This is a genomic window from Streptomyces acidiscabies (genome assembly GCF_020010905.1).
GTDB classification, from domain to species: Bacteria; Actinomycetota; Actinomycetes; order Streptomycetales; family Streptomycetaceae; genus Streptomyces; species Streptomyces acidiscabies.
The window spans coordinates 2441270-2463508 of sequence record NZ_JAGJBY010000002.1 but is presented as its reverse complement, the minus strand read 5'-3'; the positions used below and the strand labels follow the sequence as shown (position 1 = coordinate 2463508).

Below are 22239 nucleotides of genomic sequence, written 5' to 3'. Positions count from 1 at the left end.
GAACGTTCGTCAACAGTTTGTTGAAAATTCCGGGTTACACGCGTGGCCGCCGCCGGAAACGCAACCAAATGAGACGTTTCAGACGCTTTTCTCTCGGTTCAGGTAGTTGTAGACCGTGAACCGGCTCACGCCGAGCGCGCTCGCCACCGTCTCCACCCCGTGCCGCACCGTGAACGCCCCCCGCGCCTCCAGCGTCCGCACGATCTCCTGCTTCGCCTTGCGGTCGAGTTGCGCAAGCGGTTTCCCGAGTTTTCTCTCCATCGCCGCGAGGATGTGGTCGAGGGAGTCGGCGAGCTGCGGGAGGCGTACGGCTACGGCGTCGGCGCCGGACCAGGTGAGGACGACGTCGTCGGGGCCCGCCTCGTCGGCCGGGACCAGCTCGCCGCCGATCGCGTCGACCAGGGGTTTCACGGCCGTGATGAAGTCGCCGGAATCGCTCACGGCGGGGTCGTTCACAGCGGAGTCGCTCACAGCGGAGTCGCTCACAGCGGGGTCGCTCACGCCCCCTCCCCGGCGTTCTCACCGAGGACGTTGACCTGGAGCGAGACGCGGGTGGCGCCAGCCTGGAGCGCCTCGCGCAGTACGGCGTCCACGGCGCTCAGGACGGCCGGCGCGTCCCCCTCGGCCGTGTTGCCGAACGGGCCCACGTCGACGGCGTCCAGCTCCGCCGCGTCCAGCGCCTTGCGGGCCGCGAGCGCGTGGGCGGGCACCTCGTCGAGGTCGAAGGGCTCGGTCGTGAACTCCACTCTCAATCGCACGCGCACAACCTAACGCGCCCCGCCACCGGCGCGGCAGCCCTCACTTCGGGCGCCTGCGCCGGGCCCGCTGCTTCGGTGCCTTCGCGTCGCGTACGACGGCGGGTGCCGGGCCCGTCCGGTGGCCCGTGCAGCGTGGGCACCAGTAGCCGATGCCGCCCGGGTAGAACTTCCAGCCCATCGCGTCGATGTGGGGAACCGCTTTCCCCGACTCGTGCATGATGTGGCCCATCAGGTCCTGCTCGATGTCGGGACCCGGCTCCGTGATGACCAGTTCGAACACCGCGCGCGCCTCGCAGTCGAGGCGGTCGCAGCGCAGGTAGAAGCGCACGGGGCCGGGTGCCTTGCCGTCGGTCATCAGACTCATGCGACCACTGTCCCGGACGGGGGCGGGCGCCCGCAGGGGGTTGCCGAGGCCGTCCGGAAACGTGACGTCTTTTCTCCGTGTGCCAGAATCCCCTTTCCGGCATACGAAACACTTCGGTACGTCCCTGAAGGTGTCGATGAGCTTCCCCGACCGGCGGTACACCGTCAACGTCTCGATCCTCTTCACCCACCTCCCCCTTCTCGAACGTCCGGCGGCCGTTGCTGCAAGCGGTTTCAGCAACGTCGAGCTGTGGTGGCCGTGGCCGGACACCCCGACGCCGGACCGGTCCCAACTCGACGCCCTGCGCGGGGCGATCACCGACGCGGGCGTCCGCCTCACCGGCCTCAACTTCTACTCCGGCCGGCTCCCCGGCCCCGACCGGGGCGCCCTCTCCCTCCCCGGCGCCGAGTCCGACCGCTTCCGCGCCAACGTCGACGTCGCCGCCGACTTCGCCGGCTCCCTGGGCTGCGGCACCCTCAACGCGCCGTACGGCAACCGGATCGAGGGCGTCGACCCCGCGGAACAGGACGCGCTGGCACTGGAGAACCTCACGTACGCGGCGCGGGCCGCGCACCGGGTGGGCGCGGTCCTGCTGATCGAGGCGCTCAACCGGGTCGAGTCACCGAGATACCCCCTGCTGAGCGCGGAAGCCGCGGTGGAGGTCGTGAACCGGGTCAACTCCCGTACAGGACTGGGGAACGCACGCTTCCTGATGGACCTCTACCACCTCGGCACGAACGGCGCGGACGTCCCGACGGTGATCGACAAGTACACCCCCATCACCGGCCACGTCCAGATCGCCGACGCCCCGGGACGTGGCGCACCGGGCACGGGTTCGCTGCCGCTGAGGTCCTGGCTGGACCGGCTGACGGTGGCCGGATACGAGGGGCTCGTGAGCCTGGAGTACAAGGCCGGGGACGAGGCGGGGGCCGGGGCCTTCGACTGGCTGCGCTGAACTTCCCTGCGGGGGCCGCCAGTTGGGCTCCGCCGGTCGCCGTGCGGAGATCGTCGGCCACCTCACCAGCGTCGTACCTGCGCATAAATGCGTTACCGCACCCGTCGTAGCAGCCGTACGGCAACCTCAAATCAACCTCTGAAGAACCGTCGAGGGGCTTCAACCTGCCGTGAAACAGGGCACATTGAGTTCAGCGGGTCCTGCCGGAACGGGGGCGGTGGGGTCTGCTGACGGGGGACAGCTCGCGGCCGGGACACGGGGGAAACCGGCCGCGAGCGCCGTCACCGTTCGAAGGGGCCCAGCCCTATCCCCCGTACGTCTCCCGCAGTTCGATCTTCCGGACCTTTCCCGACACCGTCATCGGGAACGCGTCCAGGATCCGCACCCGGCTCGGGATCTTGTAGTGGGCCAGGCGCCCCGCGCAGTAGCCCCGGATCTCGTCCAGCGTCGGGGGGTCGCCCGCGTCGTGGGGGATGACGCAGGCCAGGACCTCTTCGCCGTACGTCTCGTGGGGGACGCCGACGATCTGGACGTCGCGGATCTTCGGGTGCGCGTAGAGGAACTCCTCGATCTCGCGCGGGTAGATGTTCTCGCCGCCCCTGATGATCATGTCCTTGATGCGGCCGACGATCTCCACGTAGCCGTCCTCGCGCATCACGCCCAGGTCGCCGGTGTGCATCCAGCGGCCGGCGTCGATGGATTCGGCGGTCCTCGACGGCTCGTTCCAGTAGCCGAGCATCACGCTGTAGCCCCGCGTGCACAACTCGCCCGCGCGGCCCCGGGGTTGGGTGACGCCGGTCGCGGGGTCGACGATCTTCACCTCGACGTGGGGAAGGACCCGGCCGACGGTCGCCGTGCGGTGTTCGAGGTCGTCGTCGCGGCGCGTCTGGAGGGAGACCGGGGACGTCTCGGTCATGCCGTAGCAGATGGAGACCTCGGCCATGTGCATCTCGGCGACGACGCGCTTCATAACCTCTACGGGGCAGGGGGACCCGGCCATGATGCCGGTGCGCAGGGTCGTGAGGTCGTAGGCGGCGAAGTCGGGGAGGTTCAACTCCGCGATGAACATGGTCGGTACGCCGTAGAGGGACGTGCAGCGTTCCCGCTGGACCGCGTGGAGGGTGGCGGCGGGCTCGAAGGACGGGGCCGGGACGACGATGCAGGCGCCGTGCGATGTGGCCGCCAGGTTTCCCATCACCATGCCGAAGCAGTGGTAGAAGGGCACGGGTACGCAGATCCGTTCCTGTTCGTCGTACCCCAGCAACTCCCCCACGAAGTAACCGTTGTTGAGGATGTTGTGGTGCGAGAGCGTGGCGCCCTTGGGGAACCCCGTCGTGCCGGACGTGTACTGGATGTTGATCGGGTCGTCGCAGGACAACTCGGCCTCGCGGGCGAGGAGTTCACCGCGCGGTACGGGTCCGCCGCGCGCGACGAACTCCTCCCAGCCGGGGTCCCCGAAGTACACGGTCTCCCTCAAGTCGGGGCAGCGTCCCCGGACTTGCTCGACCATCGCCCGGTAGTCACTGCCCTTGTGCGCGACCGAGGCGAACAGCAGCGAGACCCCGGCCTGGTCGAGGACGTAGGCGACCTCGTGCGTGCGGTACGCGGGGTTGATGTTCACCAGGACCGCGCCGGCCCTGGCGGTGGCGTACTGCACGAGCACCCACTCGGGGGCGTTGACCGCCCACACCCCGACCCGGTCCCCCTTGCCGACCCCGCTCGCGAGCAGCGCGCACGCCAACTCCTCGACGTCGGCGGCGAATTCGGCGTACGTCCAGCGCCGCCCGGACGGCACGTCGACAAGCGCCTCCCGAGAGCCCCAACGAGCCACGGCACGATCGAGGTTGGCGCCGATGGTGTCACCGAGGAGACCAACTGACCCGGCGCCGTGGGCGTAAGACACACCCCCGGACGTCACCGGAAGTCTTCTTCCCGGTACTCGTTCTCCGACCCCTCCGCCGTAGCCTCCCGAAGCTCTATCCGCCGGATCTTCCCCGACACCGTCTTCGGCAACGGCGCGAACTCCAGCCGCTTGATCCGCTTGTAGGGCGCGAGCACCTTGCGGGAGTGCGCGAACAGCGCCGCCGCCGTCTCGGGACCGGCCTCCCACCCCGCCGCCAGCACCACGTACGCCTTGGGCACGGACAGCCGCACCGGGTCCGGCGCCGGTACCACCGCCGCCTCGGCCACCGCCTCGTGCTCCAGCAGCGCGCTCTCCAGCTCGAACGGCGAGATCTTGTAGTCGCTGGCCTTGAACACGTCGTCGCTGCGCCCGATGTACGTCAGGTACCCGTCCGCGTCGCGGGAGGCGACGTCCCCGGTGCGGTAGTAGCCGCCCGCCATCGCCTCGGCCGTACGGTCCGCGTCCCCGTGGTACCCGGTCATGAGCCCGACGGGCCGCCCGGCGAGGTCGAGGGCGATCTCCCCCTCGGTGACGCCGGGAGCGCCGGAGACGGGGTCGAGCAGCTCGACCTTGTAGCCGGGGCTGGGCCGCCCCATGGAGCCCGTCTTGAGGGGCTGGCCGGGGCTGTTGGCGATCTGGACGGCCGTCTCGGTCTGCCCGAACCCGTCCCGGATCGTGAGCCCCCAGGCCCGCCGCACCTGCTCTATCACTTCGGGGTTGAGGGGTTCCCCGGCGGCGACGGCCTCACGCGGCGGCGTACGCAGCTGGGTCAGGTCGGCCTGGATGAGCATGCGCCAGACGGTCGGCGGCGCGCAGAACGTCGTCACCCCGGCCCGGTCCATCTCCGCCATCAGCCGACTCGCGTCGAACCGGGCGTAGTTGAAGATGAAGACGGTCGCCTCGGCGTTCCAGGGGGCGAAGAGGTTGGACCAGGCGTGCTTGGCCCAGCCGGGCGAGGAGATGTTGAGGTGGACGTCGCCGGGCTTGAGGCCGATCCAGTACATGGTGGCCAAGTGCCCGATGGGGTAGGACGCGTGGGTGTGTTCGACGAGCTTGGGGCGGGCGGTGGTGCCGGAGGTGAAGTAGAGCATCAGCGGATCGTCGGCGAGGGTCTCACCGTCGGGGGTGAACTCGGCGGGCGCGGCGTCGACTTCGGCGTAGGAGTGCCAGCCCTCGACCGGTTCGCCGACCGTGATCTTCGTGTAACGGCCGGGCACCTCCGCGAACTTGGCGGCGTCGGTGGAGCGGACGATCACGTGCCGGACGCGGCCCCGCTCGACGCGGTCGCGCAGATCCGCCGGGCCCAGCAAGGGAGTTGCCGGGATGACGACGGCGCGCAGCTTCATCGCGGCGAGGGCGATCTCCCACAACTCGGCCTGGTTGCCCAGCATCACGAGGACCCGGTCCTCGGCACGCACGCCCCGCGCGCGCAGCCAGTTCGCGACCTGGTTCGAGCGGTGCGCCAACTCGGCGAAGGACAGCTTCTGTTCGGAGCCGTCCTCCTCGACGATGTGCAGCGCGGTGCGGTCGTTGCCGTCGGCGATCGCGTCGAACCAGTCGAGCGCCCAGTTGAAGCGTTCGGGGCGCGGCCACGTGAACCCGGCGTACGCGGTGGCGTAGTCCTCGCGGTGGGCGAGCAGGAAGTCCCGGGCTCTGCGGAATTCCGTGGCGGAACCGGCATAGGCGGCAGACGAGTTGGAATCGGCGGAAACCCGCACGGAGAACGAATCCTTCGTCACCATCTGCACTCCTTCGATCCACGGAGAGTGTTCCTCCGGTTCACTCCCGCTCCGTACCGGTCCATTGCCCGGCGGCACTCTGCCATCGTGTAATCCGTGATGCAGGTCTCACTACCCCCGAACGGGGGTGTGCGCGGCGGCAGAGCCGTAGAAAGAGGCGGGTGCAGGGTGGCAGCGGACGCGTCGGGAACGATGGAGATTCATGGCGCGCTCGTCCGGCTGCGGCGGACCACCGGCTTGCCGGTGACGTTCGGCGGGCCGGTCGAGCTGGGCCAGCGGCGGATGCGGATCACGGAGATGAGCGGCGCGGACACGACCTCGCTGCGCGGCCTGGCGGTGACGGCCGGCTACGGCCTCGGCGGCAAGACGCTGGCGCTCGCGCGGCCGATCGCGGTGAGCGACTACTCGGTCTCGCGGCAGATCAGCCACGAGTACGACGTGGCGGTCGCCGAGGAGGGCATCCGCTCGGTGCTGGCGGTGCCGATCGTGGTGCGCCGCCGGGTGCGGGGCGTGCTGTACGGGGCGCTGCGCACCGCGATGCCGCTGGGCGACCGGATGCTGGTCGCGGCGGTGGACGTGGCGCGGGACGTCGAGCAGGCGCTGGTGGTGCAGGACGAGGCGCAGGCCCTGCTGGAGGCGGCGCGGCCGGTGATCGAGCCGGGGCGCCCGGCGGACGCGGCGCACTGGGAGCAGGTCCGGGAGGCGCACGCGGCGCTGCGCGCGCTGGCCCCGCGCATCACGGACCCGCAACTGCGGGCGGAACTCCTCGACGCGTGTGGTCTGCTGACATTGAGCGCCGAGCAGGCGGAAACCGTAGAAAGCGGTACCACGCTCGCGCCGCGCGAGCTGGACGTCCTCGCCTGTGTGGCGGCCGGCGCGACCAACGCGCTGACCGCCGAGCGGCTCGGGCTGCGGCCGGAGACGGTCAAGGGCTATCTGCGGTCGGCGATGCGCAGGCTGGGGGCGCGGACCCGGGGCGAGGCGGTCGTCGCGGCAAGGCGGGCGGGGCTGTTGCCCTGAGTGGGAGAGTTGGTTTCCGGACAGGGAAGGGGTGGCCGGTGTGAACCGTCGCGGACGGGAGGACGCGCGCCGTCCGGAGCCCTTCCGAGGGCCTCGGACGTACACGGCTCATTCAGGCCACCGCTTACTGAATTTCCTCATGCCGTCGGCTGTTATCTCCCTCACCCGGATGTCCCTCCGAATATCAAAGGGACGTTGCCTAGAATTTGCCCCGCACACGACACTCGGAGGGGAGCGGTGACCGTGCGACGGGACTTCAAGGAGTCTGCCCGATGCCGCCCCGACCTGGTCATCGGCAGGGACGAGCTGTGGACGTCGGCCCGCGACCAGCTCGCGCGGGGCGGCAGCGTGCTGCTCCACGGGCCGGCCGGAATCGGGAAATCGACGGTGCTGCGCGCTTTGGCGACGGATTACGGCGAGAGCGCGCACACCGTCCTGCGCTGCTCGGCGACCGAGTCCGAATCCCACCTCCCGTTCCTGGCCCTCGCCGACCTCTTCGGCCTGGTCCTCGACGACGTGGCCACCGCCCTGCCCGCCGCCCAGCGCACGGCGCTCGAATCGGCGCTCACCGGGCGCGGCGAGTCCACCCTCCAGCGCGACGGCCTCGCCCTGCGCCTGGCCGTCCTGTCGGCGCTGCGCCAGCTCGCCACGCGCGGCCGGGTCCTGGTCGTCGCGGACGACATGCAGTGGCTGGATCCCGCCAGTGCCGAACTCCTCGGGTTCGCGGCACGCCGGCTCGGCGACACCCCCGTACAACTTCTGTGCGCGGTCCGTACGGAGGGCCAGGAGTACGACCGGCAGCTGCGCCAGTCCCCGCCGGACACCCTCGCGATCCGGCTGAACGCGCTCTCGCGCGCGCACGTGTCCGCGCTCCTCGACCACCGCGGCTACACGGAGCTGCCCCGCTCCACGGTCCGCGACATCCACCGCACCAGCGGCGGCAACCCCTTGTACGCGCTGGAGCTGGGCCGCGCCCTGAGCGAGATGCCGACGGCCCCGCGCCCCGGCGAGCCGCTGCCGGTGCCGACCTCGCTGCGCGCGCTGGTGCTGTCCCGCCTCGACATGCTGTCCGCCGAGGCCCGCCGCACCCTGCTGGTCGCCAGCGCGGGCGCGCGCCCGACGCTCGCCCTGCTGCACGCGGCGGGCCGGGAGAACGCCGAGGCGGAGACCGCGCAGGCCGCAGCGCTGGGCCTGCTCGCGACGGAGCCGGAGGGTCCGGCCGTACGGTTCGCGCACCCGCTGATCTCGGCCGCGCTGTACGCGGAGGCGCCCGCGCAGGACCGGCGGGCCGCGCACGCGGCGCTGTCCACGGCCGCCTCCGACCCCATCGAGCGCGCCCGCCACCTCGCGCTGGCGACGACCGGTACGGACCCGGAGGTCGCCGACCGGCTCTCCGAGGCCGCCGCCCTCGCCCGCGACCGGGGCGCCCCCTCGGTCGCCGCCTCGCTCGGGCTGCTCGCCGCCCGGCACACCCCGCCGGACGCCGCGCCCTCCCCGGACGAGCGGCGCCTTGAGGCGGGCGAGGACGCGATCACCGCCGGGGAGGCCGACTTCGCGCGGGACATCGCGCACGACGTGCTGGCCCGGGTCACCGCGCCCGCCGACCGGGTGCGCGCCTGGATGATCGTCATCGAGTCCGCCGGGCAGGCGCTCGGCGAGGTCGACGCCGTCTTCCCGAAGGTCCTCGCCGACGCGGGCGACGACCCCCGCCTCCTCGCCCTCGTCCACTACCAACTGGCCTGGCGGGGCCTGGTCGTCGACGGCGAGTTCCCCGAGGCCCGCCGGCAGTCCGCGCACGCCGCCGAACTCGCCGAGCGCGGCGGGGACCGCCGTACGGAGCTGATGGCGCTGTCCCTCCAGGCGTCCACCGAAACCCTGATGGGGCATCCGGACGCGCCCGCGACCATCAAGAAGGCCCTCAGGGAACCGCAGTTCGCCGATGTCGCCTGCCATCACAACGGGCCCGCGATGGCGCGGTTCCGCTGGCTGCTGATGAGCGATCAGCTGCCCGAGGCGCGCACGACGATCACCGCGCTGCTGCGGGAGGTGCAGCGGCGGGGCGTCGTCGAGAGCGAGGTGCACTTCCAGCGGTTCCTCGCCGAGACCGAACTGCGCTCCGGGCACTGCGGGCGCGCCCTCGACCTGGCCCGCGAGTCCCTGCGCCTCGCGCGCGACTCCGGGATCGGGCTCGGCGCCTCCGCGATGCTGACGTCCCAGGCCGAGGCGTCCGGCGGCGACGTCGAACGCGCCCTGGAACTCGCCCGCGAGGCCGCCGGACGCGCCGAGGGCGACGGCGACCAGATGTACCTGTCCAAGGCCCTCGCCTCCCTCGGGTACGCCCAGCTGGTCGCCGACGACGCCGCCGGCGCCGTCCAGTCGCTGCGCCGGGTACGGGAGTTGGAGCAGGGGCTCGGCATCACCGACCCCGCGCGCGGGCGCTGGCAGGGCGACCTCGCCGAGGCTCTCGTGCGGGTCGGGGAGGCCGCCGAGGCGCAGGACGTCATCGACGTCACCCGCGAGCACGCCGTACGGCTCGGCCGCGAGAGCATCATCGCCGTCCTCGACCGCGCCGAGGCCCTCGTACGCGCCGCGCGCGGCGACCACGACACCGCCCTCGCCCAACTGACGTCCGTCCAGGACCGGCTGGCGAAACTCGGGTACGCGCTGGAGGAGGCCCGTGCCGCGTTCGCGCTGGCCCGGCTGCGCACGCGGCGGCCCGGGCCGACGTCGTACGACGAGGCCACCCGCCTCTTCCGGCGGTGCCGGGCCGTGCCCTGGCTGCGGCAGGTCGACGCGGCCCTCGCGTCCGGCGTCGAGACGCCCGCTCTCGTGGAGCGGGCGCCCGCCGCCGACGCGCTGGAGGGGCTCGCCGCGATGGAGCGTCAGGTCGCCGCGCTCGTCATGGAGGGCGCCACCAACCGGGAGATCGCCGCCCGGCTGTTCATCAGCGTCAAGACCGTGGAGGCCACGTTGACGCGCGTCTACCGCAAGCTCGGCATCCGCTCACGGGTGGACATCGTGCGGCTCGCGGCGGGGCGCCGGGCCACCTGACGGGGCGGCGGGTTAACTTCCACCAGTTCACTTCCACCAGCGGTTCGCCACCCGGACACCGAGGGTTTTCCCTGTCCGGGTCCCCTAGGGGGTTCCCTCATTGGGGTGAGGGTGTGACGGGCCGTAGCTTTTGTGATGTGCCGCTCGCCCGGGCACACGGGGGTCGGTCCCGCGGCCCCCGTGCACAACTCCCCCACAGCACCCGCGCGTACTCCCTACTGCCCCCTCCCCCCACGAGGAGACACCTTGTCCGCGCTCCACCGTGCAAGAAGGGCCGCCGCCGCCTTGGCGGCGACCGCCGCAGCGGCAGCCACGATGCTGCTCGGCACCCCGTCGGCATCGGCAGCACCCCAGCCGATCGTCGGCGGTACGACGACCACCACCACGTCGTATCCGTTCATGATGCAGATCACGGACGCCTCGCAGAACCAGTTCTGCGGCGGCACCCTCGTCTCCGCGACGAAGGTCGTGACCGCGGCGCACTGCATGGTCGGCGAGACCACGAGCAGCGTGCGGGTGGTCGGCGGGCGGACCTATCTGAACGGCACGAACGGCACCGTCAGTCGGGTCAGCGACATCTGGATCCACCCCGGTTACACGGACACCACCAACGGCGACGACGTGGCCGTCCTGACCCTGGCGACCTCGATGCCGTACACCGCGGCGCCGTACGTCTCCGCCACCCAGACGAGCCTGTACGCGGCCGGTACCACCGCACGCATCCTCGGCTGGGGCACCACGTCCGAGAACGGCAGCTCCTCCAACCAGCTGCGGACCGCGACCGTCCCGATCGTGTCCGACACCAGCTGCGGCAGTTCCTACGGTTCGGACTTCGTCCGGTCCGACATGGTTTGCGCCGGAAACACCACCGGCGGCACAGACACCTGCCAGGGCGACAGCGGCGGTCCCCTGCTCATCGGGGGCGTCCTGGCAGGGATCACTTCCTGGGGAGAGGGGTGTGCGGAGGCGGGTTACCCGGGTGTCTACACCCGGCTGACCACCTTCTCCACCCTCGTCACTTCCGAGGTCACCTCGTAGAGGTACCCCAGGAGCAAGACCAGGGGGCGCTGCGGGCCTCCACGAGCGGCCCGCAACGCCCCCTGTCCATGCGCCGGTTCTTGTGGCCAGACTGTCTCCATGATTGTTTCCGAAGAGCGGTTGCTCGCTTTCGCCGCCGTGTCCCTGCTGGTGATCGTCATACCCGGGCCGAGTGTGCTGTTCGTGATCGGGCGGGCGCTGGCCCACGGGCGGCGGGTGGCCGTGATGAGCGCGCTGGGGAACGTGATCGGGTCGTATCTGCTGGTCGCCGTGGTCGCGTTCGGGCTGGGGTCGGTGGTCCAGGAGTCGGCCTCGGTGTATCTCGGGGTGAAGCTGGTGGGGGCCTGTTACCTGGTGTTCCTGGGGGTGCAAGGGGTGCGGCACCGGCGGGAGTTGAAGGTGACGGAGGTTCAGGGGGCCACGGCTCGGCGCGGGGATCTGCGGACCGTGTTCGACGGGGCGCTGGTGGGGGTCACCAACCCCAAGGGGGTCGTCTTCTTCGCCGCCGCGCTGCCCCAGTTCGTGGACCACTCCGCCGGGAACGTGGTCGCGCAGATGCTCGTGCTCGGACTCGTGCCGATCGGGATCGGGCTGGTGACGGACACGCTGTGGGGGCTGACCGCCTCGGCGGCGCGTTCGTGGTTCGCACGGTCCGAGCGGCGGCTGTCGCTCATCGGGGGTGCGGGCGGGTGCACGATGATCGGGCTGGGGGTGACGGTCGCGGTCACGGGGCGCACGGACTGAGGGTTACGGGATCACCGTGCCGAAGCGGATGTCGTACGGCGTTCCCGGGTGCATCACCGTCAGCATCCGGGACGCCTCTCCGGTGACCGCCTCCCGGTCCGTCTTCGTGAGCCGGCCGAACGGCTGGACGGTGAGAACGCTTTCCGTCAGTTTCCATACGCCCGCGAGGAAGCCGTCGACGAGGAACGTCGGGTGGGAGACGTTGCCGACCCAGGTGCGGCCCCAGTACTCGGGCGGGATGACGCGGGTGCGGTCGGTGTGGGAGAGGAGGAGGTTGTCGAACTCGGGGAGGAAGCGGGGCGGCGCCGGGGTCTGCGGGTCGGGGCGGGGGGCTTCGGGGAGGTCGAACAGCTCGGTGCCGTGGGTGTCGCGGAACGTCAGCAGCTCAAGTTTCTCGAACGCCGGGCGCAGCCGGGTCAGGCCGGACCAGGTCTGCATGTCCTTGACCGAGGCGGGGCCGAAGGCGGCGAGGTAGCGCCGGACCAGCGCGGCAGCGTCGTACGCCGTGTCCGCCGGCCTGCCCAGCCAGTGCTCGGACGTCGTCAGCGCGACCTGGCCGCTCTCGCCCCAGACGCCGCGCGGCGTGACCTGCACCAACGGCAGCAGACAGCGCGCGGCGATCCCCAGCGACTGCGGGTCCGCGTCCGGCCACCGCCCGGCCAGGGCCTCGCGGAGCTCCTTCGGCGTGCGGGGCTTCTCCTCGACCAGGTCGCGGGCGAGCGCGGTGAGCCGGTCGAGGTCCACGCCCGCGAGGCCCTTGCGGAACAGCTTCAGCTCCCGCTCCCGCGCGGGCTGCACGAACGGCCGCAGCGCGAGGCAGTCGGCGGCCGTGTGCGTGTGGATCGTCGAGCGCAGGGTGACGATGCGTACGGCTTCGCGGGCGGCCATGAGCCGGGCGAGGTCGGCCGGGGCGAAGGGGTCGAGGCGGGCGGCGAGGGCGTAGTACGGGGGCTTGACGTTCTGCGCCTGGAGGCCGACGAGGTGTTCGACGGCGGCGTGCGCCGTCATGGAGGACCGGCGCAGGAGGAGCTGGCGGGCGAGGGTGGCGCGGTTGAGGGCGCGGACGTCAAGGACGGTCATGAGGTGCACGGTAACCGCGATCTAGGACAGATCCTGTCCTCGTTGCCGCCGACCCGCGTTTCCCTCGCCGCGTATATCCTGCCCGTGATCATCACCAAAGAGGACAGAACCGACAGTGACGGGAGGCCGCCGCGATGCCCGAGCGACGCCGTGGCGCGAAGTTTCCCCGCAAGGAGGTCCGACGGCCCGCCGGAGAGCCCGCCGGTGTGATCGACGCGGCCCTCTACCGGGACGGCGTCCGCGTCTCCTCCCCCGCCACCCTCGCCGACACCTACCGCGAACTGCGTGAACAGCCCGACAGCATGGCCTGGATCGGCCTCGCCCGGCCGACGGAGTCCGAACTCCACTCCCTGGCCACCGAGTTCGGCCTGCACCCCCTCGCCGTCGAGGACGCGAACGAGGCCCATCAGCGCCCCAAGCTCGAACGCTACGGCGAGACCCTCTTCGTCGTCCTGCGCGCGGCCCGCTACCTGGACGCCCCCGAGGAGATCGACTTCGGCGAACTCCACGTCTTCCTGGGCCCCGACTTCGTCCTGACGGTCCGCCACTCGGACGCGCCCGACCTCTCCGTCGTACGCCGACGCATGGAGGAGACCCCGGAGTTGCTGCGCCTCGGCCCGGAGGCCGTCCTCTACGCGATCCTGGACGCCGTCGTCGACGGCTACGTGCCCGTCGTCTCCGGCGTCCAGAACGACATCGACGAGATCGAGACGGAGGTCTTCCGGGGCGACCCCGAGGTCTCCCGCCGCATCTACGAACTCTCCCGCGAGATGGTCGAGTTCCAGCGCGCGACGCGTCCCCTGGTCGGCATGCTCCACGCGCTGATGGCCGGCTTCTCCAAGTACGGCACGGACGACGAACTCCAGCGCTACCTCCGCGACGTCGCCGACCACGTCACCCACACCAGCGAACGCGTCGACGGCTTCCGCCTGGCCCTCACGGAGATCCTCACGGTGAACGCGACGCTGGTGACGCAGCAGCAGAACGCGGAGATGCGGGCGCTGGCGGAAGCGGGCTTCGAGCAGAACGAGGAGGTCAAGAAGATCTCCTCATGGGCGGCGATCCTCTTCGCGCCCACCCTCGTCGGCACGATCTACGGCATGAACTTCACCCACATGCCCGAACTGCGCTGGGCGCTCGGGTACCCGTTCGCCGTCGCGCTGATGGGCGTGGTGTGCGTGAGCCTGTACGTCGTCTTCAAGCGCCGCGACTGGCTGTAGCCGTGAGGCGCCGACGCCGTTGCCGGTGTCGGCGCCCCGGTCCCGATCAGGGCTTGCGGCCCACTCCGGCCCAGAGGATGTCGGACCGGTCCGGGTCCGCCGCGGCGCCGGGCTGTGTGTCCTCGCGCCACTTCGACACCCAGGTCATCCCCGGTTCGACCAGTTCGAAGCCGTCGAGGAAGGCGGTGATCTCGGCGCGGGAGCGCATGCTCAGCTTGGTCGGGGACTCCTTGGTCACGTGTTCCAGCTTCCGGGTCTCCGCCTCCCGCAGCTCGTGCGTCGCGTGCGAGATCACCAGGTAGCTGCCGGGGGCGGCCACGTCGCGCAGGCGGCGTACCAGGCCGCCGGGGTCGTCCGTGTCCGGGAAGGCGTGCAGGACCGCCAGCATCAGGATGGCGACCGGCTCGTCGAAGTCCAGCAGCTTGCGTACGTCGGGGTGGTCGAGGATGGCGTCCAGGTTGCGGATGTCCTCCCGCAGGATCGCGCAGTTCGGCACCTCGGCCAGGATGCTCCGGCTGTGCGCCACCGCGACCTCGTCGAAGTCGACGTACACGATCCGGCTCTCGGGGGCCATGGCGAGCGCCACCTCGTGGACGTTGCCGGTCGCCGGGATGCCGGAGCCGAGGTCCAGGAACTGCCGGACGCCGGAGTCGACCAGGAACCGCACCGCGCGCTGGAGGAAGGTGCGGTTCGCGCGGGCGTGGGCGGCCAGGTCGGGGGCCGCCTCCACCAGTTTGCGCGCCATCTCCCGGTCGACCTCGAAGTTGTGCGTGCCGCCCAGGACGTAGTCGTAGGCGCGCGCGGAGGAGGGCACGTCGATGTCGACGTTCTCGGGAGCCCAGCTCGGACGGTTCATGATGGTTCCTTCCGTTGGGAGTTGACGTGCAGCCGGTCGGCTGCGGCGGCGGTGCGGACGACGAGGTCGGACCAGCAGGGGGCCGAACTCGCCGCCGTCGTCCGGGGACGCGGCCGAGGGGACCGGCACAGCTCGCCGCCGTGTGCCCAACTCGGCCAGGATTGTCTTGAGTTCGCCTTCCGGCACGGGTCCGGTGACGGCGTGGATCTCATCGGTCGCGCGATGGAAACGGCCCGCCCATACGGTGATGCCGCGGGCCGCGAGTGCGGGGAGCAGCACGCCGGGGCGCCCCGCTTCGGCGCGGATCAGGAAGCGGGGAAGCGGCAGCACGGACCGGTGCTTCCGGGCGGAGGCGGACACGCCGTGGCGGGCCCGGAGCGCGGCGGCGAGGTCCGCCAGGACCAGTCGCGCGGTCCGGTCCAGGTCGCTGCCCGCGCGCGGGAGGAGGAGGGTGTCGGCGGTGCCGGTCTCCACGAGCAGCCCGCTGGACCAGCCGGGCCACCAGCCGAACGGCCCGAGCTCGGGCACCAGCCGGGGCCACACCCGCACCGACACCCGTCCACCGACCCGCTCGCACTCGGACACCGCGCACGCCTCGCTCTCGCCACGGCCGGGCGCCCCGCGCGCCCCGCTCTCGCCACGGCCGGGCGCCCCGCATGCCTCGTCCCCGCCACGGCCGGGCGCCCCGCCCGGGTCCCGGCCGGGCGCCTCGCTCAGGTCCCTGCCAGGCGCCCCGCCCAGATCCCGGCCCGGGTTCACTGTCACCTCGGCCGTGGTGGTAGCGGCAGCGAAGAGTGTCGAGGCCAGCCCCGCATTACGGTGGGCGACCGACTCGACCGCGCCCTCGGACTCCTGAGCCGGCAGCGACCCGTGCCGGAGCCAGCCGACGACATGCCGTACGGAGTCCCCGGCGGGCAGCGCCCGTAACAGGTGCCGCAGGGACACCCCGAACCCGAGGGCGCCGTCCGTGTACAGACCCACTCCGTGAGCGGCGGCGAGGCCGCGCAGCCGGGGACCCTCGGTGCCGACGAGGGCCGGGGAGACGGTGACCACCGAGGCGCCCGCCCTGATCGCCCGCTCCACGATCCGCGTCGCGGGCTCCGGCACCTGCACCGCCTCCACCACCACGTCGGGGCGGGAGAAATCGATCATGCGCAGGGCGCTGAACAGGACGGCGGGGTCCAGCTGCGGGAGTACGGACTGCATCCCGGAGAACTCCACCGGCCGTCCCACCAGGACCGAGAGCTCCGGCCGGGCCGCCTCCAGCCGGCGCATCAGCCGGGCGCCGAGCCGTCCGTGCGCCACGACGAGCACGCTCGCGACGGGGGGCGGCCCGGCCCTCACCGATCCCCCAACTCGTGGGGCAGCGCGAAGACCTGGTGCTCCTCGGCGGTGAGGACCAGCTCCACGTCGGTGAAGCCGCGCGCCGCGAGCCGGTCGAGACTCTCGCGTACCAGCACCTCCGGCGCCGAGGCACCGCTGGTGACGCCGACGGTGCGGACGCCGTCCAGCCAGGAGTCGGCGATCTGCTCCGCGCGGTCCACCAGGTGCGCGGCGGGCGCGCCGTTCTCCAGGGCCACCTCCACCAGCCGGAGGGAGTTGGAGGAGTTGGCCGAGCCGATCACCACGATCAGCTCGCAGCGCGGCGCCAGTGCCTTGACGGCCGACTGGCGGTTCTGGGTGGCGTAGCAGATGTCGTCACTGGGCGGGCCGACCAGGCCGGGGAGGCGCTCGCGCAGCCGTTCCACCACCTCGGTCGTCTCGTCCACGGACAGGGTCGTCTGGGACAGCCAGGCCACCTTGCCGGGATCCCGGACGGTGACCCGCGCCGCGTCGTCCGGCCCGTCGACCAGGTGGATCCGGGGCGACTGCCCGAGCGTGCCGATCACCTCCTCGTGCCCCTCGTGGCCGATGAGCAGGATGTCGTAGCCCTGCCGGGCGAACCGCTGGGCCTCCCGGTGCACCTTGGTGACCAGGGGGCAGGTCGCGTCGATCACCCGCTGGCCGCGCTCCGCGGCCTCGGCGTGCACCGAGGGCGCCACCCCGTGCGCCGAGAACACCAGGACGGCGCCCGGCGGCGCCTCCTCGGCCTCCTCCACGAACACCGCGCCCCTGCGTTCGAGTCCGGCGACCACGAAGAGGTTGTGGACGATCTGCTTGCGGACGTACACGGGCGGCCCGTACAGCTCCAGGGCCTTCTCGACGGTCGCGACCGCCCGCTCCACACCGGCGCAGAAGCCGCGCGGGGCCGCGAGCAGCACCCGTCCGGGCCCGCCCTGAGATGCCGTCACGCCTCGCCCCTCTCCGCATGGGCCGACGGCACCGGCCCGAGCAGTCGCTCGGGGTCCGCCACGCCCCGTTCCTCGGCGAGCTTGAGCGCCTCCTCGATCAGGGTCTGGGCGATCTTCGACTCCGGTACGGTCCTGATCACCTCACCCTTGACGAAGATCTGTCCCTTGCCGTTGCCGGCGGCGACCCCGAGGTCGGCCTCGCGGGCCTCGCCGGGACCGTTCACGACGCACCCCATCACGGCGACCCGCAGCGGCGCGGGGAAACCCTCCAGGGCGGCGTTGACCTCGTCGGCGAGCCGGTAGACGTCCACCTGGGCCCGGCCGCACGAGGGGCAGGAGACGATCTCCAGCCGGCGCTCGCGCAGCCCGAGCGACTCCAGGATCGCCGTGCCGACCTTGACCTCCTCCACGGGAGGCGCGGACAGGGAGACCCGGATGGTGTCCCCGATGCCTTCGGCCAGCAGCGCGCCGAACGCCACGCTCGACTTGACCGTGCCCTGGAACGCGGGACCGGCCTCCGTCACGCCGAGGTGCAGGGGGTAGTCGCACTGCCCGGCGAGCAGCCGGTACGCCTGGATCATCACCACCGGGTCGTGGTGCTTCACCGAGATCTTGATGTCCTGGAACCCGTGCTCCTCGAAGAGCGAGCACTCCCACAGCGCCGACTCGGCCAGCGCCTGCGGCGTCGCGCTGCCGTGCTTGGCGAGCAGCCTCGGGTCCAGCGATCCGGCGTTGACCCCGATCCTGATGGGTACGGCGGCGTCCCGCGCGGCGCGGGCGATGTCGCCGACCCGGTCGTCGAACTTCCTGATGTTGCCGGGGTTCACCCGCACCGCCGCGCAGCCGGCGTCGATCGCGGCGAACACGTACTTCGGCTGGAAGTGGATGTCGGCGATGACCGGGATCTGCGACTTCCCCGCGATCGCGGGCAGCGCGTCGGCGTCGTCCTGCGAGGGAACCGCCACCCGCACGATCTGGCAGCCGGACGCGGTGAGTTCGGCGATCTGCTGGAGGGTCGCGTTCACGTCCGAGGTGACCGTGGTCGTCATGGACTGCACCGAGACCGGGGCACCGCCGCCGACGGGGACGTTGCCGACCATGACCTGGCGGCTCTCCCGGCGCCGGGCGAGGGCCGGCCGCGCGGTCGGCAGCCCGACCTGCACCGGGTTCACGGCCGCCCCCTGTCCGCAATGCTCCTGATCACATTCATCGCGCGTCTCCTTCGACGTCGGCGCTGCTGTCGGTCGGACTGTGGACGGCGTCGCGCAGGACCTCGGAGGCGGGCCGGCCGCCACGGATGCCCCAGTTCTCCAGAGCGGGTTCACGCAGGACGACCGTCACGGCGCCCGGCACGATCCCGGCCGGGCGAAGGCCCGCCACGATCGCCGTGTACAGGGCGCGTTTGTCCTCCGTCGACCGGCCGGGGAACATCGTCACCTCCACCCAGGCGTTCGGTGCCGGCACGTGGTCCGGTACGTCCGCCGCCGCGCAGACCACCACGCGGCACTGGCAGACGCCGTCCGTCCCGGGAAGGGCGGCGGTCACCTGCGCGCGGACGCTCCGGGCCAGCCCGGGCGCGGCGTCGGCGGTGATTCCGTAACTCTGGACAGTGATGACCGGCATCGCTTCAGAACTCCATGATCGATGGGAATGGAGCGGATACGACGTCCTCGACCGGCCCGGGCGGTATCGCACGGCACCAACGGGCGGCTCCCCCGATGCTAACTGACCGACCGTCGGTCAGTACAGAGTCCGAGCGGCCCCGGTAAGGGCCGAGGCATGCGAAAGGGGCCGCCGGGTGTCCCGACGGCCCCTTGTGGGTCGTTCTCCCCCTGAGGGGTCAGCCGGCCTCGGCCGGGCGGTCGCTGCGCTGGAGCTTGATCGCGTTCTCCGGGCACGCCTTGACGCACAGCCCGCAGGCGTGGCAGTCCGCCGGCCGTACGACCACCGCCTGCCGGTATCCGTGCGCCCACGACTTCAGAGTTCCGAGGAGGGACATGCCCTCGCGCTCCTCCTCGGTGAGTCTGCGGATCTCGAAGACGTCGTACGGGCAGACCACCATGCAGTCCTCCTTGCCCTCGCACCGGTTCCGGTCGATCAAGGGGATCGCGGTACCGGCGGGGGATTTGGAGGTGCACTCGGACGGGGTGGAGCGGGGTCGCGACATAAGGCGATTGCCCTCCGCTTCTTGGTGTGACATGCCGAAATTCGGGTCATGAAGGTGACGTTGAACCCGAGTCACGCTACGGTCAGATGAGGCTAGATGACTGACTGTTAGTCAGTCAAGGTGTGCTATAGGCACCAGCCGCCCAGTAGGATCGTCGTCCTCCCCGGATCGAGGTAACCGTGTCGAACACCAAGCCCGAGGCACCCCTCAAGGCCGAGGAAGCCACCACCCGCCGCACCCGTGCCCGTCGGGCCGCTCCGCATGTCCGCTCGGAACAGATCCTGGACGCCGCGGTGGAAGTCCTCCTGGAACGGGGGCTGCCGGCCACGACCATGGACCAGATCGCCCGGACGGCCGGTATCGGCAAGGGCACGATGTACCTGTACTTCGAGTCGAAGACGCAGATCCTCGCCGCGCTGCGCACCCGCTGGGTGGAGCGGGCCCTCGTCTCGTGCAACAGCGCCGCGCTGTACGGCCGTCAGGTCTCCACGCTCACCCGGGTGGAGCGGTTCATCGAGGCGCTGTTCGACGCGACGGCGGCCGACAGACTGCTGCTGGGCATCCTCTTCCGGGAGGCCGGGCTGGAGGACCACAACGAGATCTCGCTGGTCCGCGACGATCTGCTGCGCCATGTGCGCGAGGGCATACGCTCGGGCGATCTGGAGGTCCGCGACCCCGAGATCGTCGTGTCCTTCCTGCTGCACGGCGTGTACGGCGTCTTCGTCGAGGCCCTGACCTCGGGCGACGCCAACCACAAGCAGTTGCTGAGCGCCGTGCGCCGCATCATCCGACTGCAACTCGGCAGACAGGAGTAGGCGGGCGCGGGGTCCCGGTCGGCTCGGTCCCTCGGGCAATACCTATCGCCGGCCCGCGTCGAACGGGCGGGCGGGGCCCGGGCGGTTGCGCCGCCAGGTGTCCCGGGCCGAGGCGGCGATGCCGGCGGCGTCGAGGCCGAGGCGGGACAGGATGGCGTCGGGTTTCGCCTGCGGGACGTACATGTCGGGGACGCCGAGGACCGTGGTGACGGGCGGCCGTACCCCCCGCTCCTGCGCCGTCCGGCCGAGCTCGGCGGCGACGGCCGCGCCGACGCCGCCCTCGCGGTAGCCGTCCTCCACGGTGAGGACGGTGTGGTGCCGTGCCGCGTCCGCCAGCATCCGCCCGTCCAGCGGCTTCGCGCACCGTACGTCCCAGACGGTCACGCCCCGTCCCCCGGCGGTGAGTTCGACGGCGGCGCACATGGCGGGGGCCACCATCCGACCCACGGCCAGCAGGCAAATCTCCGGGCGCTCCCCCGCCGAGCGCAGCCGCCGGCCGCGCAGCCCCTCCCCCGTCTGCGCGTCGGCCTGCTCCGGGCTGCCCTTCGGCCAGCGGATCGCCACCGGTCCCGGCAGGGTCAGGGCGTGCCGCAGCATCACCTTCAGCTCGTCCGCCGAGGACGGGGCCAGCACGGTCATGCCCGGGACGCGCAGGCACAGCGCCAGGTCCAGTACGCCGTGGTGGCTCGGCCCGTCGTCGCCCGTGATGCCGGCCCGGTCCAGGGCGAAGACCACGGGCAGACCGTGCAGCCCCACGTCCAGGTTGACCTGGTCGAAGGCCCGGGCGAGGAACGTCGAGTAGACGGCCACCACGGGCCGGCGCCCCGCCATCGCCAGGCCCGCGGCCAGGGTCACCGCGTGCTGCTCCGCGATGCCGACGTCGTGGAAGCGTTCGGGATGGCGCTGGTGGAAGGGGAGCAGACCGGTCGGCCCCGGCATCGCCGCGGTGATCGCGTGGACGCGCTCGTCCGCAGCGGCGCACTCCATGAGGGTGTCGCTGAAGGCCCGGGTCAGGCCGGACGGTCCGGGCACCGGGGCCACCGGACCGGTCGCCGTGTCGAAGACCGGCACGTCGTGCAGGCACTTCTCCAGATCGTCCTCCGCGAAGGAGTACCCCTTCCCCTTCTGGGTCACCACGTGGACGACCACCGGTCCGGGCACCGCGTCCGCCGAACGCAGCGCCGCCTCGACGGCCGGGGTGTCGTGCCCGTCGACCGGCCCCGTGTAGTGGATGCCCAGGGCGTCGAAGAACGCCTCGGGGCGCGGCCGGTCGCCGAGCGCGCGGTGGATGGCCCACAGGTCCTTGGCGGCCTGCCGACTGATGTCCGCGGCGGCGTCCAACGCCCGCTCCAGCCTGCGCCGCTGGCTCTCCTCCCACAGCTTCAGGGCGGGGTCGCGGCGCAGTTGTCCGGGCAGGCGCGATGCGGTCGGCGCGTACGAACGGCCGTTGTCGTTGAGCACGATCAGCACATGGCGTCCGCTGCGGCCGAGGTTGTTGAGGCCCTCGTAGGCCATGCCGCCGGTCAGCGAGCCGTCGCCGATCACCGCGATCACCCGCCGGTCCTCGCCGCGCGCGGCGAACCCCTCGCTGAGGCCGTGCGCGTAGGACAAGGATGTCGAGGCGTGGCTGTTCTCGATCCAGTCGTGCTCGGACTCCGCGCGACTGGGGTAGCCGGAGAGCCCGCCGGCCTGGCGCAGGGTACGGAAGTCCATGATCCGGCCGGTCACGAGCTTGTGCACGTATGCCTGGTGCCCGGTGTCCCAGAGCATCACGTCGCGCGGTGAGTCGAAGACGCGGTGCAGAGCGAGCGTCAGCTCGACGGCGCCGAGGTTGGACCCGAGGTGGCCGCCGGTCCGGGACACGGCCTCGATCAGGAACTCGCGGATCCGGTCGCTGACCTCGGCGAGCTGCTCGGGACGCAGGGCCTTGATGCCGGCGGGACTGCCCAGTTCGTCGGGTAAGCCCCGGTCCAGTGCTCCCCTGTTGCTCGACACTGCCTCCTGGCGTGCGATCACGATGATCTCCCCCGATCGATGTGGTACGCGGCCACTTATGACTGCCAGTCATAACAGCACCGCAGGACCCGACGGGTCAATGGCGAGAGCGGGTTGAGGCGGGTGCGCCGGGATCGGCCGGGTGAGCCGCAAAGAGGCTCTTGTTACTGGGGGTTGACGTGTGGGGAGGGTGGATCCCGACCCCTTGACTGTGCTTGATTTCCGCCTATACATTCCCGACTG

General features: G+C 71.6%; 19 protein-coding genes. 7 read left to right on the top strand and 12 right to left on the bottom strand.

Going from position 1 to position 22239, the window contains the following annotated elements:
* Positions 1 to 78: 78 nt before the first annotated feature.
* From J8M50_RS37780 to J8M50_RS37770, 3 genes are read right to left on the bottom strand one after another with little or no spacing between them, the layout of a single operon-like run.
* On the bottom strand, positions 79 to 441 hold the full coding sequence (locus J8M50_RS37780) for a helix-turn-helix domain-containing protein (protein ID WP_029184531.1): 363 nt from the start codon (positions 439 to 441) through the stop codon (positions 79 to 81).
* Positions 442 to 497: 56 nt separating this feature from the next.
* Positions 498 to 758, bottom strand: coding sequence for a YkoF family thiamine-binding protein (locus J8M50_RS37775; RefSeq protein WP_040838285.1), 261 nt, complete (start codon positions 756 to 758; stop codon positions 498 to 500).
* A 40-nt stretch (positions 759 to 798) separates the two neighbouring features.
* Positions 799 to 1122, bottom strand: coding sequence for a hypothetical protein (locus tag J8M50_RS37770; RefSeq protein WP_010359247.1), 324 nt, complete (start codon positions 1120 to 1122; stop codon positions 799 to 801).
* Between the two features lie 136 nt (positions 1123 to 1258).
* On the opposite strand from J8M50_RS37770, the gene J8M50_RS37765 reads away from it, so the two are divergent.
* On the top strand, positions 1259 to 2077 hold the full coding sequence (locus J8M50_RS37765) for a TIM barrel protein (protein WP_010359244.1): 819 nt from the start codon (positions 1259 to 1261) through the stop codon (positions 2075 to 2077).
* 304 nt (positions 2078 to 2381) lie between these two features.
* Here the strand turns inward: J8M50_RS37765 and J8M50_RS37760 are convergent, their stop codons facing one another.
* Positions 2382 to 3995: an AMP-binding protein gene (locus J8M50_RS37760; protein WP_223786386.1), complete on the bottom strand. Its 1614-nt coding sequence runs from the start codon at positions 3993 to 3995 to the stop codon at positions 2382 to 2384.
* On the bottom strand, positions 3992 to 5722 hold the full coding sequence (locus J8M50_RS37755; RefSeq protein ID WP_010359242.1) for an AMP-binding protein: 1731 nt from the start codon (positions 5720 to 5722) through the stop codon (positions 3992 to 3994). The genes J8M50_RS37760 and J8M50_RS37755 overlap by 4 nt, the downstream gene beginning before the upstream one ends.
* A 165-nt stretch (positions 5723 to 5887) precedes the next feature.
* Between J8M50_RS37755 and J8M50_RS37750 the strand changes: the two genes are divergently transcribed.
* From J8M50_RS37750 to J8M50_RS37735, 4 genes are all read left to right on the top strand, one after another.
* The gene (locus J8M50_RS37750; RefSeq protein ID WP_029184529.1) at positions 5888 to 6739 is read left to right on the top strand and encodes a helix-turn-helix transcriptional regulator; all 852 of its coding nucleotides are present in this window, start codon (positions 5888 to 5890) and stop codon (positions 6737 to 6739) included.
* A gap of 237 nt (positions 6740 to 6976) precedes the next feature.
* Positions 6977 to 9790 (top strand): helix-turn-helix transcriptional regulator, encoded by a 2814-nt coding sequence (locus J8M50_RS37745; RefSeq protein ID WP_010359240.1) that lies wholly within the window; start codon positions 6977 to 6979, stop codon positions 9788 to 9790.
* A gap of 246 nt (positions 9791 to 10036) precedes the next feature.
* Complete coding sequence (locus J8M50_RS37740) at positions 10037 to 10828, top strand: S1 family peptidase (protein ID WP_029184528.1); 792 nt, start codon at positions 10037 to 10039, stop codon at positions 10826 to 10828.
* Positions 10829 to 10930: 102 nt separating this feature from the next.
* Entirely contained in the window at positions 10931 to 11572 is a 642-nt protein-coding gene (locus J8M50_RS37735) for a LysE family translocator (RefSeq protein WP_029184527.1), read from the top strand.
* A 3-nt stretch (positions 11573 to 11575) separates the two neighbouring features.
* On the opposite strand, the gene J8M50_RS37730 is transcribed toward J8M50_RS37735, so the two are convergent.
* Entirely contained in the window at positions 11576 to 12652 is a 1077-nt protein-coding gene (locus J8M50_RS37730; protein ID WP_040838251.1) for a winged helix DNA-binding domain-containing protein, read from the bottom strand.
* Between the two features lie 134 nt (positions 12653 to 12786).
* On the opposite strand from J8M50_RS37730, the gene J8M50_RS37725 reads away from it, so the two are divergent.
* Complete coding sequence (locus J8M50_RS37725) at positions 12787 to 13872, top strand: magnesium and cobalt transport protein CorA (protein ID WP_010359236.1); 1086 nt, start codon at positions 12787 to 12789, stop codon at positions 13870 to 13872.
* A gap of 46 nt (positions 13873 to 13918) precedes the next feature.
* On the opposite strand, the gene J8M50_RS49420 is transcribed toward J8M50_RS37725, so the two are convergent.
* From J8M50_RS49420 to J8M50_RS37695, 5 genes are all read right to left on the bottom strand, one after another.
* Positions 13919 to 16033: an SAM-dependent methyltransferase gene (locus J8M50_RS49420; RefSeq protein WP_141655652.1), complete on the bottom strand. Its 2115-nt coding sequence runs from the start codon at positions 16031 to 16033 to the stop codon at positions 13919 to 13921.
* A 35-nt stretch (positions 16034 to 16068) separates the two neighbouring features.
* On the bottom strand, positions 16069 to 17019 hold the full coding sequence (locus J8M50_RS37710) for a 4-hydroxy-3-methylbut-2-enyl diphosphate reductase (RefSeq protein WP_040838248.1): 951 nt from the start codon (positions 17017 to 17019) through the stop codon (positions 16069 to 16071).
* Positions 17016 to 18191, bottom strand: coding sequence for a flavodoxin-dependent (E)-4-hydroxy-3-methylbut-2-enyl-diphosphate synthase (ispG, locus tag J8M50_RS37705; RefSeq protein ID WP_010359233.1), 1176 nt, complete (start codon positions 18189 to 18191; stop codon positions 17016 to 17018). The genes J8M50_RS37710 and ispG overlap by 4 nt, the downstream gene beginning before the upstream one ends.
* Before the next feature lie 34 nt (positions 18192 to 18225).
* Positions 18226 to 18642, bottom strand: a complete 417-nt coding sequence (locus tag J8M50_RS37700; RefSeq protein WP_010359232.1) for a tautomerase family protein — start codon at positions 18640 to 18642, stop codon at positions 18226 to 18228.
* Between the two features lie 217 nt (positions 18643 to 18859).
* Positions 18860 to 19186, bottom strand: a complete 327-nt coding sequence (locus J8M50_RS37695; protein WP_010359231.1) for a 4Fe-4S dicluster domain-containing protein — start codon at positions 19184 to 19186, stop codon at positions 18860 to 18862.
* A 179-nt stretch (positions 19187 to 19365) separates the two neighbouring features.
* Between J8M50_RS37695 and J8M50_RS37690 the strand changes: the two genes are divergently transcribed.
* On the top strand, positions 19366 to 20001 hold the full coding sequence (locus J8M50_RS37690; protein ID WP_010359230.1) for a TetR/AcrR family transcriptional regulator: 636 nt from the start codon (positions 19366 to 19368) through the stop codon (positions 19999 to 20001).
* Between the two features lie 42 nt (positions 20002 to 20043).
* Here J8M50_RS37690 and dxs read toward each other — a convergent pair whose 3' ends face one another.
* Complete coding sequence (gene dxs, locus J8M50_RS37685; protein WP_010359229.1) at positions 20044 to 22017, bottom strand: 1-deoxy-D-xylulose-5-phosphate synthase; 1974 nt, start codon at positions 22015 to 22017, stop codon at positions 20044 to 20046.
* Between the last annotated feature and the right edge of the window lie 222 nt (positions 22018 to 22239).

Coding starts and splice junctions, on each gene's coding strand:
- J8M50_RS37770 (WP_010359247.1), bottom strand. CDS start 1,122: ATGAGTCTGATGACCGACGGCAAGGCACCCGGCCCCGTGCGCTTCTAC.
- J8M50_RS37765 (WP_010359244.1), top strand. CDS start 1,259: ATGAGCTTCCCCGACCGGCGGTACACCGTCAACGTCTCGATCCTCTTC.
- J8M50_RS37755 (WP_010359242.1), bottom strand. CDS start 5,722: ATGGTGACGAAGGATTCGTTCTCCGTGCGGGTTTCCGCCGATTCCAAC.
- J8M50_RS37730 (WP_040838251.1), bottom strand. CDS start 12,652: ATGACCGTCCTTGACGTCCGCGCCCTCAACCGCGCCACCCTCGCCCGC.
- J8M50_RS37725 (WP_010359236.1), top strand. CDS start 12,787: ATGCCCGAGCGACGCCGTGGCGCGAAGTTTCCCCGCAAGGAGGTCCGA.
- J8M50_RS37700 (WP_010359232.1), bottom strand. CDS start 18,642: ATGCCGGTCATCACTGTCCAGAGTTACGGAATCACCGCCGACGCCGCG.
- J8M50_RS37695 (WP_010359231.1), bottom strand. CDS start 19,186: ATGTCGCGACCCCGCTCCACCCCGTCCGAGTGCACCTCCAAATCCCCC.